The 15,448-nt window shown below is 70.7% G+C and carries 18 protein-coding genes; 6 read left to right on the top strand and 12 right to left on the bottom strand.

From position 1 onward, the window contains the following. Window positions 1-27: 27 nt before the first annotated feature. The 3 genes from hemC to C1J01_RS02445 are packed head-to-tail and all read right to left on the bottom strand — an operon-like array spanning window position 28 to window position 2,863. A complete protein-coding gene (hemC, locus tag C1J01_RS02455; protein WP_111175481.1) occupies window positions 28-939 on the bottom strand; it encodes a hydroxymethylbilane synthase in 912 nt (303 codons plus the stop codon). Further along, entirely contained in the window at window positions 936-2,192 is a 1,257-nt protein-coding gene (locus C1J01_RS02450; protein WP_111175479.1) for a glutamyl-tRNA reductase, read from the bottom strand. Before C1J01_RS02450 ends, hemC begins: the two co-directional genes overlap by 4 nt. After that, window positions 2,189-2,863 carry a redox-sensing transcriptional repressor Rex gene (locus tag C1J01_RS02445; RefSeq protein ID WP_111175557.1) on the bottom strand — a complete coding sequence of 225 codons (675 nt, stop codon included), beginning with the start codon at window positions 2,861-2,863 and terminating at the stop codon, window positions 2,189-2,191. The genes C1J01_RS02450 and C1J01_RS02445 overlap by 4 nt, the downstream gene beginning before the upstream one ends. A 119-nt stretch (window positions 2,864-2,982) precedes the next feature. Between C1J01_RS02445 and C1J01_RS02440 the strand changes: the two genes are divergently transcribed. Then, window positions 2,983-3,219, top strand: coding sequence for a glutaredoxin family protein (locus tag C1J01_RS02440; RefSeq protein WP_111175477.1), 237 nt, complete (start codon window positions 2,983-2,985; stop codon window positions 3,217-3,219). Here the strand turns inward: C1J01_RS02440 and C1J01_RS02435 are convergent. After that, window positions 3,216-4,652 (bottom strand): putative quinol monooxygenase, encoded by a 1,437-nt coding sequence (locus C1J01_RS02435; protein WP_146615451.1) that lies wholly within the window; start codon window positions 4,650-4,652, stop codon window positions 3,216-3,218. The genes C1J01_RS02440 and C1J01_RS02435 overlap by 4 nt on opposite strands. 229 nt (window positions 4,653-4,881) lie before the next feature. On the opposite strand from C1J01_RS02435, the gene C1J01_RS02430 reads away from it, so the two are divergent. From C1J01_RS02430 to C1J01_RS02420, 3 genes are read left to right on the top strand one after another with little or no spacing between them, the layout of a single operon-like run. After that, window positions 4,882-5,520: a sigma-70 family RNA polymerase sigma factor gene (locus C1J01_RS02430; protein ID WP_111175473.1), complete on the top strand. Its 639-nt coding sequence runs from the start codon at window positions 4,882-4,884 to the stop codon at window positions 5,518-5,520. Window positions 5,521-5,580: 60 nt separating this feature from the next. Then, a complete protein-coding gene (locus C1J01_RS02425) occupies window positions 5,581-6,234 on the top strand; it encodes a DUF5667 domain-containing protein (protein ID WP_111175471.1) in 654 nt (217 codons plus the stop codon). A 30-nt stretch (window positions 6,235-6,264) separates the two neighbouring features. After that, window positions 6,265-7,125 carry an HAD family hydrolase gene (locus tag C1J01_RS02420; RefSeq protein ID WP_235854203.1) on the top strand — a complete coding sequence of 287 codons (861 nt, stop codon included), beginning with the start codon at window positions 6,265-6,267 and terminating at the stop codon, window positions 7,123-7,125. A 23-nt stretch (window positions 7,126-7,148) separates the two neighbouring features. Here the strand turns inward: C1J01_RS02420 and C1J01_RS02415 are convergent, their stop codons facing one another. From C1J01_RS02415 to C1J01_RS02380, 8 genes are all read right to left on the bottom strand, one after another. After that, window positions 7,149-8,153, bottom strand: a complete 1,005-nt coding sequence (locus C1J01_RS02415) for an LCP family protein (RefSeq protein ID WP_111175467.1) — start codon at window positions 8,151-8,153, stop codon at window positions 7,149-7,151. 2 nt (window positions 8,154-8,155) lie between these two features. Then, complete coding sequence (locus tag C1J01_RS02410; protein ID WP_111175465.1) at window positions 8,156-8,734, bottom strand: RNA polymerase sigma factor; 579 nt, start codon at window positions 8,732-8,734, stop codon at window positions 8,156-8,158. A gap of 71 nt (window positions 8,735-8,805) precedes the next feature. Then, the gene (locus C1J01_RS02405; RefSeq protein ID WP_111175463.1) at window positions 8,806-9,708 is read right to left on the bottom strand and encodes a lysophospholipid acyltransferase family protein; all 903 of its coding nucleotides are present in this window, start codon (window positions 9,706-9,708) and stop codon (window positions 8,806-8,808) included. Further along, complete coding sequence (locus C1J01_RS02400) at window positions 9,708-10,703, bottom strand: NAD-dependent epimerase/dehydratase family protein (RefSeq protein WP_111175461.1); 996 nt, start codon at window positions 10,701-10,703, stop codon at window positions 9,708-9,710. Before C1J01_RS02400 ends, C1J01_RS02405 begins: the two co-directional genes overlap by 1 nt. 23 nt (window positions 10,704-10,726) lie before the next feature. Then, on the bottom strand, window positions 10,727-10,825 hold the full coding sequence (locus tag C1J01_RS02395; protein ID WP_018654693.1) for a 30S ribosomal protein bS22: 99 nt from the start codon (window positions 10,823-10,825) through the stop codon (window positions 10,727-10,729). A 173-nt stretch (window positions 10,826-10,998) separates the two neighbouring features. Then, window positions 10,999-11,202: a helix-turn-helix domain-containing protein gene (locus C1J01_RS02390; RefSeq protein ID WP_026214222.1), complete on the bottom strand. Its 204-nt coding sequence runs from the start codon at window positions 11,200-11,202 to the stop codon at window positions 10,999-11,001. A gap of 312 nt (window positions 11,203-11,514) precedes the next feature. Further along, window positions 11,515-12,297: a phosphatase gene (locus C1J01_RS02385; RefSeq protein ID WP_111175459.1), complete on the bottom strand. Its 783-nt coding sequence runs from the start codon at window positions 12,295-12,297 to the stop codon at window positions 11,515-11,517. Between the two features lie 16 nt (window positions 12,298-12,313). Further along, window positions 12,314-13,477, bottom strand: a complete 1,164-nt coding sequence (locus tag C1J01_RS02380) for an acetoin utilization protein AcuC (protein ID WP_235854202.1) — start codon at window positions 13,475-13,477, stop codon at window positions 12,314-12,316. Between the two features lie 171 nt (window positions 13,478-13,648). On the opposite strand from C1J01_RS02380, the gene C1J01_RS02375 reads away from it, so the two are divergent. Together C1J01_RS02375 and C1J01_RS02370 are read left to right on the top strand one after the other, a co-directional pair. Continuing rightward, entirely contained in the window at window positions 13,649-14,737 is a 1,089-nt protein-coding gene (locus C1J01_RS02375) for a sensor histidine kinase (protein WP_146615450.1), read from the top strand. Beyond that, complete coding sequence (locus C1J01_RS02370; protein ID WP_111175453.1) at window positions 14,734-15,387, top strand: response regulator; 654 nt, start codon at window positions 14,734-14,736, stop codon at window positions 15,385-15,387. The genes C1J01_RS02375 and C1J01_RS02370 overlap by 4 nt, the downstream gene beginning before the upstream one ends. The last annotated feature ends 61 nt before the right edge of the window (window positions 15,388-15,448 follow it).

Here is a 15,448-nt window from a genome sequence, read left to right as displayed (position 1 = left end):
CGAAACCGGAGGTTGGACTATCGGAGCTCAATGGGAATGCTCCCCCATCAATCTGTCGGCCCCTTCGGCGATCATCTCGGCCGCGAGGAGGCGGCCGAGGTTAGCAGCCTCCGAAGGAGAGCCGGCGGCGGACTTGCGGACCGCTTCGCGGCCGTCGATGGAGACGACAACAGCGGTCAGGTTCAGAGTGTGCCCGTCATCGACCGCGAAAGCACCCACCGGGGCGGAGCATCCCGCCTCGAGGGCGGCCAGCACGGCGCGCTCGGCCGTCACGGCGGAGCGGGTGGCCGGGTCGTCGAGCACACTCAGGTACTCGATGAGGTCGGGGCGGTCGGCGCGGCACTCGACGGCCAGCGCGCCCTGGCCGGGCGCGGGCAGCAGCTCCTCGATCTCGAAGATCTGCGCGACCTCGGCGCCGCGGCCGATGCGGGTCAGCCCCGCCGAGGCGAGCACGACGGCGTCGAGCTCGCCGGAGGCGACCTTGCCGATGCGGGTGTCGGCGTTGCCGCGGATGGCGACGTATTCGAGGTCGGGGCGCAGCGCGCTCAGCATGGCGACGCGGCGCGGCGAGCCGGTGCCGACCCTCGCCCCCGCCGGCAGGTCGGCGAACTTGCACGGGCCGACCAGGGCGTCGCGGTGGTCGTGGCGGGCGGGCAGGGCGGCCAGCGTGAAGCGCGGGTCCTGCTTGGTCGGCAGGTCCTTCAGCGAGTGGACGGCGAAGTCGACCTCGTCCTCGATCAGCTTGTCGCGCAGCGCGCTGACGAACACGCCCGTGCCGCCGAGCTGCGCGAGGTGGGCCTTGGTCACGTCGCCGAACGTCGTGATGCCGACCAGCTCGATCGTCCGGCTGGTGCGCGCGGTGTAGGCGTCGGCCACCATCTGGGACTGCGTGGTGGCCATGAGGCTGCGGCGGGTGCCGAGCCGGAGCGGGGACGTCACAGCTCCACCTCCCTCACGGCCTCGGGCATCTTGGGATCGAGGTCGAACAGCTCACGCAGCGCCTCCGCATAATGATCGCCTCCGGGGCAGGTGGCGAGCTGCTTGACACGCACGGTGGGCTCGTGCAGGAGCTTGTCGACCACGCGCTGCACGGTCATGGCGACCTCGTCGCGGGCCCGCTCGTCGAGACCGGGCAGCCGCATGCGCAGCCGGCCCAGCTCGGCCTCGACCACGTCCGCCGCCTTGCTGCGCAGCGCGACCACGGTCGGGGTGACCTTGGCCGCCCGCTCGGCGTCGAGGTAGGCGCGCAGCTCCTCGGCCACGAGGGCGCGCACGGCCTGGACGGCGTCGCCCTCGCGGGAGCCGATGCCGGACTCCTGGATCGTCTCCAGGTCGACCAGCGTGATGCCGGGCACGGAGCGGACCGAGGGGTCGATGTCGTGGGGAAGCGCCAGGTCGAGGAGGAACGCCGGCCTGGAAAGCATGTCGGGGGTGATGAGGTGACGGCCCGCGCCCGTGCAGGCGATGACGACGTCGGCCGAGGCCAGCTCGTCGGCGACGGAGGAGAAGTGCACCGCGCGCCCGCCGACCGACTCGGCCAGCCGGGCGCCGCGCTCGTACGTGCGGTTGGCCACGACGATGTCGGTGACCCCGGCGCGCGCCAGCGTGGCGGCGGCCAGCGAGCTCATGGAGCCCGCGCCGATCACCAGGGCGCGCTTTCCGGCCGGCTCGCCCGCCAGGGCGAGGCCGGCGGTGACGAGGGAGGCGCCCGCCTTGTCGATGCCGGTCTCGTGGTGGGCCCGCTTGCCGACCCGCAGGGCCTGCTGGACGAGGTCGTTGAGGGTGGCCCCGACAGTGCCCTGGCGCTGGGCGAGCTTGAGCGCCTGACGGACCTGCCCGAGGATCTGGCCCTCGCCGACCACCATGGAGTCGAGTCCGCACACCATGGAGAACAGATGCTCGACCGCCCGCTCCTCGTAGTGGACGTAGAGGTGCGGCGTCAGCTCGTCGACGGGCACGCCGGAATGCACGCCCAGCAGGTTGCTGATCGACGTGACGGCGGCGTGGAAGCGGTCGACCGTGACGTAGACCTCGACCCGGTTGCAGGTCGAGACCACCATGGCCTCCGCGACGCAGGGATCGCGCTGTACGTCGTGCAGCAGTTTGACGAGAGCGTCACCGGTCACCGAGACACGTTCGAGCAGGGCCACCGGTGCCGTCCGGTGGCTGAGTCCGATAGCCAGAACACTCACTGACTGTCCACTGCCATGAGTGGCCCCCCAGCCTTGCGTTGCTCGTGGAACGCGAGAATCTGCAGTTCGATGGATAGGTCGACCTTACGGACATCGACGGTGTCCGGGACGGAAAGAACAACCGGGGCGAAGTTCAGGATACTGGTCACGCCCACCGCGACGACGCGGTCGCAGACCTCCTGCGCCGCCGCCGCCGGTGTGGCCAACACCACGATCGAGACTCCACGCCGTTTGATCACGGCTTCCAGTTCGTCGATGTGCTCAACATTCAACCCCGCTATGGTGTCGCCCACGACTTCGGGGTCGGCGTCCACGAGCGCCGCGACCCTGAAGCCCCGGGAGACGAACCCGCCGTAGTTGGCGAGCGCGCGGCCGAGGTTACCGACTCCGACGATCGCCACCGCCCAGTCCTGCGTCAGGCCGAGCTCGCGGGAGATCTGGTAGACGAGGTATTCCACGTCATAGCCTACGCCGCGAGTGCCGTACGAGCCGAGATGAGACAGATCCTTGCGCAGCTTGGCCGAGTTGACCCCGGCTGCCGCGGCGAGATCTTCGGAGCTGACGGTCGCGATGCCCCGCTCCGCCATCCCGTGCAGCGCCCGGAGGTACAACGGAAGCCTGGCGACCGTCGCCTCGGGGATGCCACGGTCACGGGGCTGGGACGGGCTCATCACGTGCCGGTGCTCCAGGGAACGGGCGGCTTGGGGACCGCGTGAACGGAATCGAACCGTCTTTCAGGTTAAGCCCTTTGTGAACCGATGCACAAAGTCGGCCGAGGTAGCGTGGCCCTATGCATCGCATCACCTTGCTCGGCAAGCCCGGCTGCCACCTGTGTGACGACGCCCGCGAGGTCATCGCCCGGGTCGCGGGCGAGCTGGGCGTGCCGTGGGAGGAGGTCAGCATCGACTCCTCCGAGGAGCTGAGGGAGAAGTACTGGGAGATGATCCCGGTCACGCTGATCGACGGCGTGCAGCACGACTTCTGGCGGGTCGACGAGAGCCGGCTGCGCGCCGCGCTGACCGGCTAGAACATCACCGTCGGGAGCGGCACCACCTTCGCGGCGTTGACGTTGAGCTCGATGACGTTGGTGGCCAGCACCATCGCCTGCCGCTCGTTGACGAATCTCTCCATGTGCGGCTGGCGCTGGTGGTCGCGGTAGGCCACCTCGTCGCGGTAGAGCTCGTAGACGATGCGCTGCAGCGGGGCCGACTTGACGGCGTGGCAGGCGTACACGAGCGTGTCGGGCTCGCCCCTGCGCACGGCCTCGACGGTGGCCTCGGCCAGCCGGTCGAACGCGTCGCCGGCGCCGTCCATGATCGTGAAGACGGTGAGCAGGCCGTAGATGCTCGGCGACAGCTTGCCCGAGGCGGGCTGCTGCTGGGCGGGCGTGAACAACTCGGCGCCCGGGTAGACGGCGCCGGTGGCCGGGGCGGGCGAGGCCATCGTGTAGTCGGCCGCGGCGCCGTTCATGATGTAGCCGGTCGAGGGGCCGGGGTCGGACGCCGGCGCCATGCGGGCGGCGTAGTCGACCTCCCTGTCGCCCGCCCGGTATTCGGCGACCAGGTCGCCCAGCCCGGAGGCGCGGCGTGGCGGCGCGGGCGGCACGTCGGCGACCGGCACCGGCTCCGGCATCGGCCTGCGCGGCGGGTCGTCGCGGTAGAGCGGACGGTCCTCGGGGATCATGGGCCGCTCCTCGCGGTGGGAGACGCGCTCGTCACGGCGCTGAGAGCGCTCCTCGCGGCGCGAGGGCCGTTCGTCGGGCTCGGGACCGAAATCGTCCTCGTCGTCCTCGTACGGCGCCAGCGGGCGCAGCACGGTGTACCAGACCGCGGCCGCCGCCACTGCCAGCAGCGCCGTGGTGAACAGCGCGGGCACGGTGAAGCGCATCGCCCCCACGAGCGCGAGGCCCGACGGCACGACGACGGCGGTCGCGTGGAGGTTGTCGGTGTCGTACTCGTCGCCGTCGCGCCACTTCAGGCCGGCCACCACCAGCATGGCGAGCATCACGACCAGGTCGATGGTGTGCACGCCGACCAGCAGGTAGGCGGGGGGAAGGTTCCAGTGGTCGGCGCCCGGCGGCAGCGACTTGCCCATCTCGTCGGTCTTCAGCGGGTCGAAGACCATGATGACCACGGAGACGATGGTCAGCGCGATGCCGAACAGCCAGGCCAGGAACCGCGGCGGCACCTTCTCCGCCAGCAGCTGCACGAGCCCGACGGCGAGCCACAGCGGCGCCAGCAGCGATCCCGCCACCTGGTAGACCCGGAACGTCACGTCGCCGAACCCGGCCAGCGAGCCGAGACCGACCGCGCCCAGCGACAGCGCCAGCGCCACGACGGCAACGGTCCACGCGATGAGCCACCCCTCGGATTCCTCGCGTAGTCGTTGGATCAGGGCTCCGGCCGCGACCGCGGCGAGCAGGGCTCCGGCAAAGGCTAGGACAGCAACGAGGATCTCCATGGTGACTCCAATGCTGCCGGACGATGCCTCCAGGCCGGTAGCCGAAGAGGGAACGGGGTCCGGACCACGGTGAGCGCGTACGACGGCGCACCGCGGGTTTCAGGGGTGTGCGCCTCCACGGTATCCGCCGGTGAAGGGATGCCATGCCAGCACCGTGTGGATTGTGGAATTTCCCGTTGATTTCTAGAGTGTTCGAGCACGCCGCACCCCTTACCCCCAGGGATATCGGATGCCTGACTCGTCGCCGTTCGCCGGGCTGCTCGCGCCAGCGATCGCTGGACCTGCCCGGACGGGCGAGCTCGCCGTGCGCGAAGACGTGACCGACGACCTCCGTACGCTGGTGCTGCACGCCAAGAACGGGTGCACGGACTCCTTTGGCACGCTCTACGACCGCTACGTGGACCTGGTCTACCGCTACGTCTACTTCCGGGTCGGCTCCCACCCGCTGGCGGAGGACCTGACCAGTGAGACGTTCCTGCGGGCGTTACGCAAGATCGGCGACTTCACCTGGCAGGGCCGCGACTTCGGGGCCTGGCTCGTGACCATCGCCAGGAACCTGGTGGCCGACCACTTCAAGTCGGGGCGCTACCGGCTCGAGGTCACCACGGCCGAGGTGATCGACGTCCCCCTCGAAGGCTCCCACATCCCCGAGAACGCCGTGGTCACGGCCATCATCAACGACCGGGTGCTGCGCGCCGTCCGAGATCTCAATCCCGAACAGCAGGAATGCGTCGTCCTGCGTTTCCTGCACGGCCTCTCGCTCGCGGAAACCGCGCTGATCATGGGGAAGAAGAGTGGAGCGATCAAAGCGCTGCAGTTCCGTGCCATCCGAGCCCTGGCCAGGGCGCTCAAACAGGACCTGGCGTAACCTCGGCCACCGGGGTCTCGTTAGGAACGGTGTCACGACCGGAGCGGTCAGGGGGCACTCATGAGCAGGGCGCGCAGGCGGCGGGAGCGCGTGCTCGAACACCTCACCGAGCTGCGGGAGATGCCGCTCGGCGGCGGTCCCGCGCCGGCCTTCCGCGAACGTCTGCGCGCCGAACTGGCCTCCGGCGGGCTCGCCGAGCGGCCCGAGCCGGCCGGACGCGTGTCCGGCGTGACCACGGGCGCCCACCGGCGCCCGTCGCGGCGCCGGTCGCTGCTGTCGCAGCTGGCCGCGGTGGGGCTCGCGGGGGCGATGATGGTCTCGTCCTTCGCCACCTACCAGGCCGTGCCGGGCGACACCCTCTACCCGCTCAAGCGCGCCGCCGAGAGCACGTTCGTCCACCTGAGCGCCGACGACGCGGAACGCGGACAGCGCGAGCTCACCTCGGCCGAGACCCGTGCCAAGGAGGTCGCGAGCCTGCTCGGCTCCTCCAGCGGCGGCCCGCTGATCGGCAGGACGCTTAAGGACATGGAGAAGTCGACGCGGGTCGGCATCGAGCGGCTCGAACGCGTCGAGCCGCGCTCGCCGAAGATCAAGAAATTCGCGGAGAAGCAGAAAGAAACCGTCAAGCCGATGTTGCAGGAGCTCGACGACTCCCAGCTCGCCCAGGCTCAGGACTATCTGGACTACATCGACGGTCTGGTCCCCCCTGAGTAGGAAGTTAAGCTGAACCGCATGTGGCGGCTCATGCGACGACGACAGGAAGTGCAGCCGGAGGTCGCAGGCGAGGCCGCGGCACAGGCTGCGGTCACCGTTGCCCCGGTCGAGCCCGACCTGGACGCCGCGGCCTTCTTCGACGTCGACAACACCATGATGCGCGGCGCGTCGATCTACCACTTCGCCCGCGGGCTGGCCACGCGCGGGCTGTTCACCTCGTCCGACCTGTTCAAGTTCGCGGTCGGGCAGGCGGTGTTCCGGCTGCGCGGCAACGAGAACCCGGAGCACATCGCCGTGGCCAGGGAGACCGCGCTGGCGTTCGTCGCCGGCACCAAGGTCGACGACGTCGTACGCCTCGGCGAGGAGATCTACGACGAGGTCATGGCCGACCGCATCTGGGGCGGCACGCGCGCGCTCGCGCAGAGCCACCTCGACGCCGGCCAGCGGGTCTGGCTGGTCACCGCCACGCCGATCGAGCTGGCCCGGGTCATCGCCCAGCGGCTCGGCCTGACCGGCGCGCTCGGCACGGTCGCCGAGACCAGCAACGGCGTCTACACCGGGCGGCTGGTCGGCGACCTGCTCCACGGGCCGGCCAAGGCCGAGGCGGTGCGGGCGCTGGCCCGCCGCGAGGGCCTCGACCTCACCCGCTGCACCGCCTACAGCGACTCCGCCAACGACCTGCCCATGTTGTCGCTGGTGGGGCACGCCGTGGCCATCAACCCCGACAGCGAGCTGCGCGAACACGCCAGGAAGCACGACTGGCCGATCAAGGACTTCCGCACCGGCCGCAAGGCGACGATGGCCGCGTTGCCGATAGCGGCCGGCGTGGGCGCCGTGGCGGGCAGCGTGGCGGCCGGCATCGCCCTGCGCCGCCACTACCGCGACCGCTGACCGCTGCCCGCACCGCCCCCTGCTCAGCGCAGTGTGGCGAACAGCTTGTCCGCGTCCGGCTGTTTCCAGGCGATCCGGTTCTTGTCCTCCGGATGCGGCATCCACGGCACCGAGGCCACGTCGAGCCTGGCCCCCGACAACTCCGTGGCGAGCTGGTACATCGACTCCATGCTGAGATCCGTCCGCACCGACTCGCGAACCTCCTTCAGCAGTTCCTCCAGCTTGACGGGCTCGCCGAGCGCGCTCTTCACCTGGCGCACCATCGCCACCACGACCGTCTGCTGCCGCTTGATGCGGGCGATGTCCGAGCCGTCGCCGTAGTGACGCAGGCGGACGTAGCCGAGGGCTTGCTCGCCGTCGAGATGTGACCTGCCCGCGGGCAGCCTCAGCTTCGACGCCCTGTCGTCCACCGGCCTGGGCAGCGTGACCGTCACCCCTCCCAGGGCGTCCACCATGTCCTTGAAGCCCGTGAAGTCCACCTCGACCGTGTGGTCCAGGCGCAGCCCCGTGAGCTTCTCCAGCGTCGTCCGCAGGCACGCGACCCCGCCGTTGTCGTACGCCGAGTTGATCATGTCCACGCGGGGCGGGGAGGAGCCGCAGCGCGGGATGCGCACCATCGAGTCCCGGGGAACGCTGACGGCGGTCGCCGTCCTCCGGTCGGCCGGCAGGTGGACGATCATGATGGTGTCGGAGCGCGCGCCGACGCCGGCCCGGGCCTGCCCCGGCCCGTACTGCGCGTTGCCCTCCCCCTCGCGCGTGTCCGAGCCGACGACGAGCACGTTGCGGGTGCCGCTCACGTCCACGGGCTCGGCGACGATCGTGCGGTCCGGGTCGTGACGGTCGCCGACGAGCACGACGGGCACCGCGACCGCGACGGACGTCGCGACGGCCACCAGCCCGGCGGCCCACCACCCCGGCCTGCGCCGCCGGCGGCCGGTGAACAGGCGATGCCGCTGGCGGGCCAGCGTCGCCGGCGGCTCGTGCTCCAGCTCGGCCCCGAGGTCGCGGAGCAGCTTCAGGTCGTCCATCGTCACTCCTCCTCCATGGGGTTGGTGTCGCCGAGCGCGGCCCGTACCTTCCGCCTGCCCCTGTTGAGGCGGGAGCGCACGGTGCCCACGGGGATGCCGAGCGCCTGCGCGACCTCCTCGTACGTGAGGTCGCCCCAGGCGATCAGCAGCAGCACGTCGCGGTCCTTGGCGGGCAGCGCGGCCAGCGCGCCGGCCAGCTCCGCGCGCACGGCACGCGCGGTCACCCCGGCGGCCACCCGGTCGGCGGGCGACTCCACCGCGGAGTCGACGGGGGCGCGCAGCAGGGCGCGGTAGCGGGCGGCCTCCTTGCGGTGGTGCCGCGAGACGAGCTTGGTGAGGATGCCGAACAACCACGGGCGGGCGTCGGCGTAGGCCAGGTCGTAGCTCCTGCGGCGGGCGAACGCGATCAGGAACGTCTCCCCGACGAGGTCCTCGGCCTGTTCCGGGCCGAGGCGTTTGGAGACGTAGCGGTAGAGCATGGCGGAGTAGCGGTCGAAGAGCTCGGCGAACGCCTCGGGGTCGGTCCACGAGGCGCTCACGAGCTCGGAGTCCGCACCCCTGACGGCGGGTTGCGTGATCATCTCCGCCCTTCTGTGGGGGATCGGTCACGCATGTCTTGCCGCGACCCGCCTCGCGGGTTCACGGGAGCCGCTCAGAAGAACGGCGGGAAGGCGTGGCCCCGGCGCAGCCGCAGCTCGTTGAGCAGCTGCTGGATCGCCTCGCGGACGTGGTCGGTGAGGTTGAAGACCAGCATGGGGTCGTCGGCCGCCGCGTGGTCGTACTCGTCGGTACGGATGGGCTCGCCGAACTCGATCAGCCACTTCGACGGCAGCGGCACCAGGCCGAGCGGCCCGAGCAGCGGGAAGAACGGGGTGATCGGCACGTAGGGCAGCCCGAGCGTGCGGGCCAGGAACTTCAGGTCGCCGATCTTGGGGTAGATCTCCTCGGCGCCGACGATCGCGGTGGGCACGATCGGCACCCCGGCGCGGATGGCCGAGGCCACGAAGCCGCCCCGGCCGAAGCGCTGCAGCTTGTAGCGCTCGGAGAACGGCTTGCCGACGCCCTTGAAGCCCTCGGGGAACACCCCGACGATCTCGCCCTTGCGCAGCAGCCGGTCGGCGTCCTCGCGGCAGGCCAGCGTGTGGCCGGTCTTGCGGGCGACGTGGCTGAGCACCGGCAGCTGGTAGACCAGGTCGGCGCCGAGCAGCCGCAGCGCCCGGCCGGCCTCGTCGTGCATCGCGACCTGCAACATCAGCGCGTCGATCGGGAGCGTGCCGGAGTGGTTGGCGACGATGAGCGCGCCGCCCTCCTGGGGCACGTTCTTCACCTCGAGCGACTCGACCCGGAACCAGTGGTGGTAGATCGGCCTGATCAGCTCCAGCACGACCTTGTCGGTCAGCTCGGGGTCGTAGCCGAACTCGTCGACCTCGTAGTCGCCGGTGATCCGCCGGCGCAGGAAGGCCAGCGCCTTGGCCAGCGGCTCGGGCTCGGCGTACGACGGCGCCGCGGTGATCGGGATCACCCGGCCGTCCTCCCCGTGCCCGGAAACGCCCATCACCGCGAACCTCCGAACGGCCGCAGCCCCCGCGAACGCAGGAACTCGTCGAACGCCGCGCCGGTGGAGAACTTGGGCCTCCACCCCAGCGCCGCCTCCAGCCGCGAGGTGTCGACCACGCGGCCGTAGCTCATCAGCCTGACCTGCTCGGGGGAGTACTCGACCAGCCCCAGCCTGCGCACGGCGTTGCCCAGGGCCTTGAAGGCGGGGGAGAACAGCGGCATCGACGGCCGCCCCGCCCGCCGCGCGCACTGCGACAACAGCAGCACGCCTGCCCCGGCCACGTTGAACGTGCCGGGGTGATCCTCGGTCGCCATCCGGCGCAACACCTCGACCGCGTCGTCCTCATGGATGAACTGCAGCCTCGGGTCGAAGCCGAACACGGTCGGCAGCACCGGCTGGGTGAAATAACGCGTCAGCGGCGAGTCGACGCCCGGACCCATGAAGTTGGCGAAGCGCAACAACGACACCGTCACGTCGGGACGGCGCCGCGCGAAACCCCGGACATAGCCCTCGACCTCGGCCGCGTCCTTGGCGTAGCCGTGGACGGGACCGCCGACGTGGGGCTCCAGGTCTTCGGTGAAGACCGCGGGATCCCGCGGTGACGAGCCGTAGACGGCGGTGGTGGAGCGGACCACCACGCGCCGCACGGTCGCCGACCGCTGGCAGGCACCGAGCAACTGCATGGTGCCGATGATGTTGTGCTCTTTCATCGCCGCCCGGCCCCCGCTCCTCGACGGAGCGCTGACCAGACTCATGTGCACAACGGTGTCGATGTCCGCGGCCGCGATCACCTGGGCGATGTCGGGGCTGCGCAGATCCACCCGGACGAACTCCGTTCCGCCGAGGGAGATGCCGCCTTCTCGCGTGAGAGAGGGCGGCGGCACGGTGTCCACTCCGATGACACGGGTGATGTCGGGATCTGCCGCCAGAACACTCGCCACCCGGGCGCCTATGTGGCGCGAGACCCCGGTGACTAGCACGGTGTGGGTCATCAGCGCCTCGCAGCTGGCGTCGGTTACTTCTTGTTACGCCGCTGGATGCGCGTCTTCTTGAGCAGCTTGCGGTGCTTCTTCTTAGCCATCCGCTTGCGGCGCTTCTTGATCACAGAGCCCACGGGACCCCCAGGTGGTGATAGCAAGTCTGAACCGGAGTGCGAGCGCACACCGGCTCACAGACTACCGGCGATCCATGGTAGATCGCCCCACCGGGGGTGAGGGCCCGGACGCGCCGCGGCGACCGGGCCTTCCCCGCGTCAGCACTCACGACACGGTCTGACGTGCCGCTACGTCAACCTGCCTCGATGTAGGCCTCCCGGAGATAGTCGTGTACCGCCTGCTCAGGGACCCTGAACGAGCGGCCGACGCGGATGGCCGGCAGCTCGCCGGAGTGGACGAGCCGGTACACCGTCATCTTGGACACCCTCATGACCGTCGCCACTTCCGCGACGGTCAGGAACTTCACCTCGCTGAGAGGTCTTTCGCCTGCACCCATCGGACGCCTCTTCCGCACGTGTTTCCGGGTTATCCCCACTGGTGCCATTGCTCACGCACGTGTACTGCCGTCAGCGTAAGTCGGGACTCCGAGTGCGCAAACCCCCTATTTTCTCAGTCCACGGAGCCGACTGTCAGGCGAACCAGCGAAATCGCTGGCCAGCAGCCAGGCCGAGCACCTCACTTGGACCTTGGAACTGTCCAAGCTGCCACACATAAGAGTCGCCGGAGACCGGTCAAAAGTTGGCAAAGGGACAGCGAGCCTCTTGGAATGCAGGCGCGAAAAGACAGTATCGGGAGGACCGAATTCGACTCAAAGGGCTCGTGAGACCTGTGTGACGAGCCGCTCCGTCAGCGGAGCGTAATAGCGCGGCAACACATTGTCGTCGAGCGGGACCACCACATCGATTTTGCCCTCGGCCTCGCCCACGAAGAGCCCCGGGTCGTTGGAGTCGGCGAAGGCCACCGTCGGCACGCCGGCCTCGCCGGCCGCTCCGGCCCAGCCGTGGTCGGCGATCACCAGGTCGGGCAGGTCGCCGTCGAGTTCTCCGAGCATGTGGCGCATCGGGGCCGCGTCGTGGGTGTGCACGAAGTTGCCCTTGTCGTCGAGCATGGCGACGTCCTGCAGATAGCGGATCCGGCGCGGACGCCCGAACCCGGAGCCGGCGTACGTCCAGCCCTCGGCGGGGGTCACCAGGACGGCGCCGTTCGCCTGGCACAGGGCGGCCAGCGGCAGGTGGACGGCCAGCAGGCCGGTGGGGTGGCCGGTGGCCAGCAGGACGCGCGGCGCGGGCCGCGACAGGACCCCGGCGACCCGCTCGGCCATGGCGTCGATCGCGTCGATCGTCAGGTCGGGGTCGATGGTGTCCTGGCCCGAACGGTGGCCGGGATCGGAGACGACACCCGCCGACTTGGCCATCAGCGCGAGGATGTCGCGGTACGACCACGGCTGGTCGAACGTCAGCCCGAGCGCGTAGTAGGGGTCGCCGTTGGCCAGCGAGCTGTAGTGGTCGAGGTTGTTCTCGCGGGAGGTCGCGACATCGCCGGCGATACGGCTTCGGACAAGGTGCTCACGGAGTTCGTCGCGGCTCAGCACTGCATCTTTCCTCAGGTCAGGGCATGGGATCGAGGCCGTGCAGGGGGAACACCGCATTCCGGGTCGCCATGACAGCACGGTCAATGGGGTCCGCAGGGTCATAACCACCGGACAGGTCGGTGAATTCCGGGTTTCTGCCGTCTGTCATGGTGAGCGGCGCGGTTTCGCCGGTGCGGTCGCGTACGAACTGGCGCCAGCTCTGCGGGGTCGGGGTGGCGGGGTCGACGGGGTGTCCCGCGGCCTCCGCGATGAGGTGCGTCCACGCCCGCGGCACCACCTGCACGAGCTCGTAACCGCCGCCGCCGACCGCGATCCACCGGCCGCCGGCCGCCTCGTGGGCCAGGCGGTGCAGGGCGGCGTACGCGGCGCGCTGGCCGTCGAGGCTCAGCATCAGGTTGGCCAGCGGGTCGAGGGCGTGGCTGTCGCAGCCGTGCTGGGTCACCAGGATCTCGGGCGCGAACTCGTGCACCAGCGGCGGCACGATCGCGTGGAAGGCCCGCAGCCAGCCGGCGTCGCCGCAGCCGGCCGGGAGCGCGACGTTGACCGCCGTGCCGTCGGCGCCGGTCTCCTCGGGGAACCCCGTGCCGGGGAAGAGCGTGCGCGGGCTCTCGTGCAGGCTGATCGTCAGCACCCGGGGGTCGTCGTAGAAGGCCGCCTGCACGCCGTCGCCGTGGTGGACGTCGACGTCGACGTACGCGACCCGGCGGGCGCCCTGGCGCAGCAGCCAGGCGATGGCGAGGGCGGGGTCGTTGTAGACGCAGAAGCCGCTGGCCATGGCGGGCATGGCGTGGTGGAGGCCGCCGGCGACGTTGACCGCGTGCTCGGCCGTGCCCTCCCACACCGCGCGGGCGGCGGCCAGCGAGGCGCCCGCGATCAGTGCCGACGCCTCGTGGACGCCCTTGAACGCGGGGTTGTCCATGGTGCCGAGCCCGGCGCCAGGGTCGGGCTGCCCGGTGGCGGACACGCGCTTGACGGCCTCGATGTAGCCGGGGCGGTGGACCATGGCCAGCTCGTCGTCGGTCGCGGGGACGCAGCCGCCCAGCTCGACCTTGTCGAGCACGCCCAGCTCGCGGGCGAGCGCCATGGTCAGCTCGACGCGCACCGGGGCCATCGGATGGCTGGGGCCGAAGTTGTAGGAGGTGAGGGCGTCGTCCCAGACCACCTGTGCCGTACGGCTCATGCCCGTCCCTCCGCGTGCGCTCCCTCGTTGGCGCCGACGTTACCGCAGCGCGTGCGCCCGGCTGTAGCCCTGGTTTTCACCGCACGGAAAACTCCCCGCAATGTCGAAATCTCATGACTTAGTGTTCTGAACGTGCGCGTGGCACGAAAATTCGTGAAGATCGTGCGTTTCTTGCAACGCCCCCCGGTTCTCGACGCCGCCCTGGTGACGGTGATCTCCATCCCGGCGCTCATCGGCCTGATCTCCATGATCGTGCAGGGTGAGACGCGCACGGCGCTCGGCGCGGCCCACTACCTGCTGGGCGCGCTGCTCCTCCTCATGCGGCGGCGCCGGCCGCTCCTGACGGCCGCGCTGGTGACGGCGCTCGACGTCGCCGGCTTCGCCACGCACCTCGTCCAGGTCAACAACCTGCCCTCGGTCATCGCGTACTACAGCGTGGGGCGGCACACGAGCGGCCGCACGACCATGGCGGGCGCGCTGGCGGGGTTCGTCGTCTACGCCGCGGCGCTGGAGTACTTCTGGCCCGGGCGGGGCAACTGGCTGGGCGCCCTGCTGTTCATGACGGCCGCCGTCGGCGTCGGGGTGATCGTCCGGCTCAGGGCGGAGCTGGCCGAGCGTACCCGGCAGGAGGTCGCGGACGCGGCCGTGCGCGCCGAGCGGCGGCGCATCGCCAGGGAGCTGCACGACGTGGTCGCCCACCACATCACCGTGATCAACGCGCTGGTCGGCGGCGCGCGGGCGACGCTGCCGCCCGGTCAGCAGGTCACCAGGGACGCGCTGGAGAGCGCCGAGCAGACCGCCCGGCAGGCGATGACGGAGATGCGCCGCCTGCTCGACGTGTTACGCGCCGACGGCAACGAGGGGCCCGACGCGGCCACCGGGGTCGGCGCGGACCGGCTGCCCGAGCTGGTCAAGGAGGCCAGGTCGGCCGGGCTGCCCACCGGCCTGACCGTCACGGGTGAGCCCGTCCGGCTGCCCGCCGCCGTGGACCACGCCGTCTACCGGATCGTGCAGGAGGCGCTGACCAACACGCGCAAACACGCGGAGGGCGCCACGGCGAGCGTGCGGCTGGCGTACGAGCCCGGGGCCGTCGAGGTCGAGGTGGTCGACGACGGGCTGCCGAAGAGCGGCGGGACACCCGGGTTCGGGCTCGGCGGCATGGCCGAGCGGGTGGCGTTGTGCGGCGGCCGGCTGTCCACCGGACCCCGGCCGGAGGGAGGATTCCGCGTGCACGCCCGCATCCCGCTGGAGACCACATGATCAAGGTGCTGCTGGCCGACGACCACGCGCTGGTGCGCACCGGCTTCCGGCTGATGCTGGACGCCCAGCCCGACCTGTCGGTGGTGGGCGAGGCCGCCGACGGCGCGCAGGCGGTGAAGCTGAGCCGGCGGCTGCGGCCCGACGTCGTGCTGATGGACCTGCACATGCCGGACATGGACGGCGTCCGCGCGACCGAGCTGATCACCTCGGAGCTGACCGGTGTGCGGGTGCTCGCGCTGAGCACGTTCGACCTGGACGAGAACGTGGTGGCGGCGCTGCGCGCGGGCGCGGACGGGTTCCTGCCCAAGGACGTCTCCCCCGAGGAGCTGATCGAGGGCGTGCGCGTGGTGCACCGCGGCGAGTCGGCCGTCGCGCCGCGCCTGCTGACCAGGCTGATCGGCACGTACGTCCGCGCCACTCCCCCGCGGCCGGCCCCCGCCAGGCTGGCCGGGCTCACCGACCGCGAACGGGAGATCCTCGTGCTCATCGCGCGCGGCCGGTCGAACGCGGAGATCGCGCAGGGCCTCGCGGTCTCCCCCTCGACCGTGAAGAACCACGTGACGAGCCTGTTCGCCAAGCTCGGCGTCAGGGACCGGGCGCAGGCCGTGATCATCGCGTACGAGGCGGCGCTGATCCGCCCCGGTGAGTAGGACCACGCTCCCAGAAGGGCCCCGGCAAGACGGTTCCCCGGCAGGAAGAATCGGGCCTCCC

This window comes from Nonomuraea aridisoli (genome assembly GCF_003236395.1).
GTDB lineage: Bacteria > Actinomycetota > Actinomycetes > Streptosporangiales > Streptosporangiaceae > Nonomuraea > Nonomuraea aridisoli.
The sequence above is the reverse complement of the archived record's forward strand: the minus strand, read 5'-3'. Positions and strand labels throughout refer to the sequence as shown.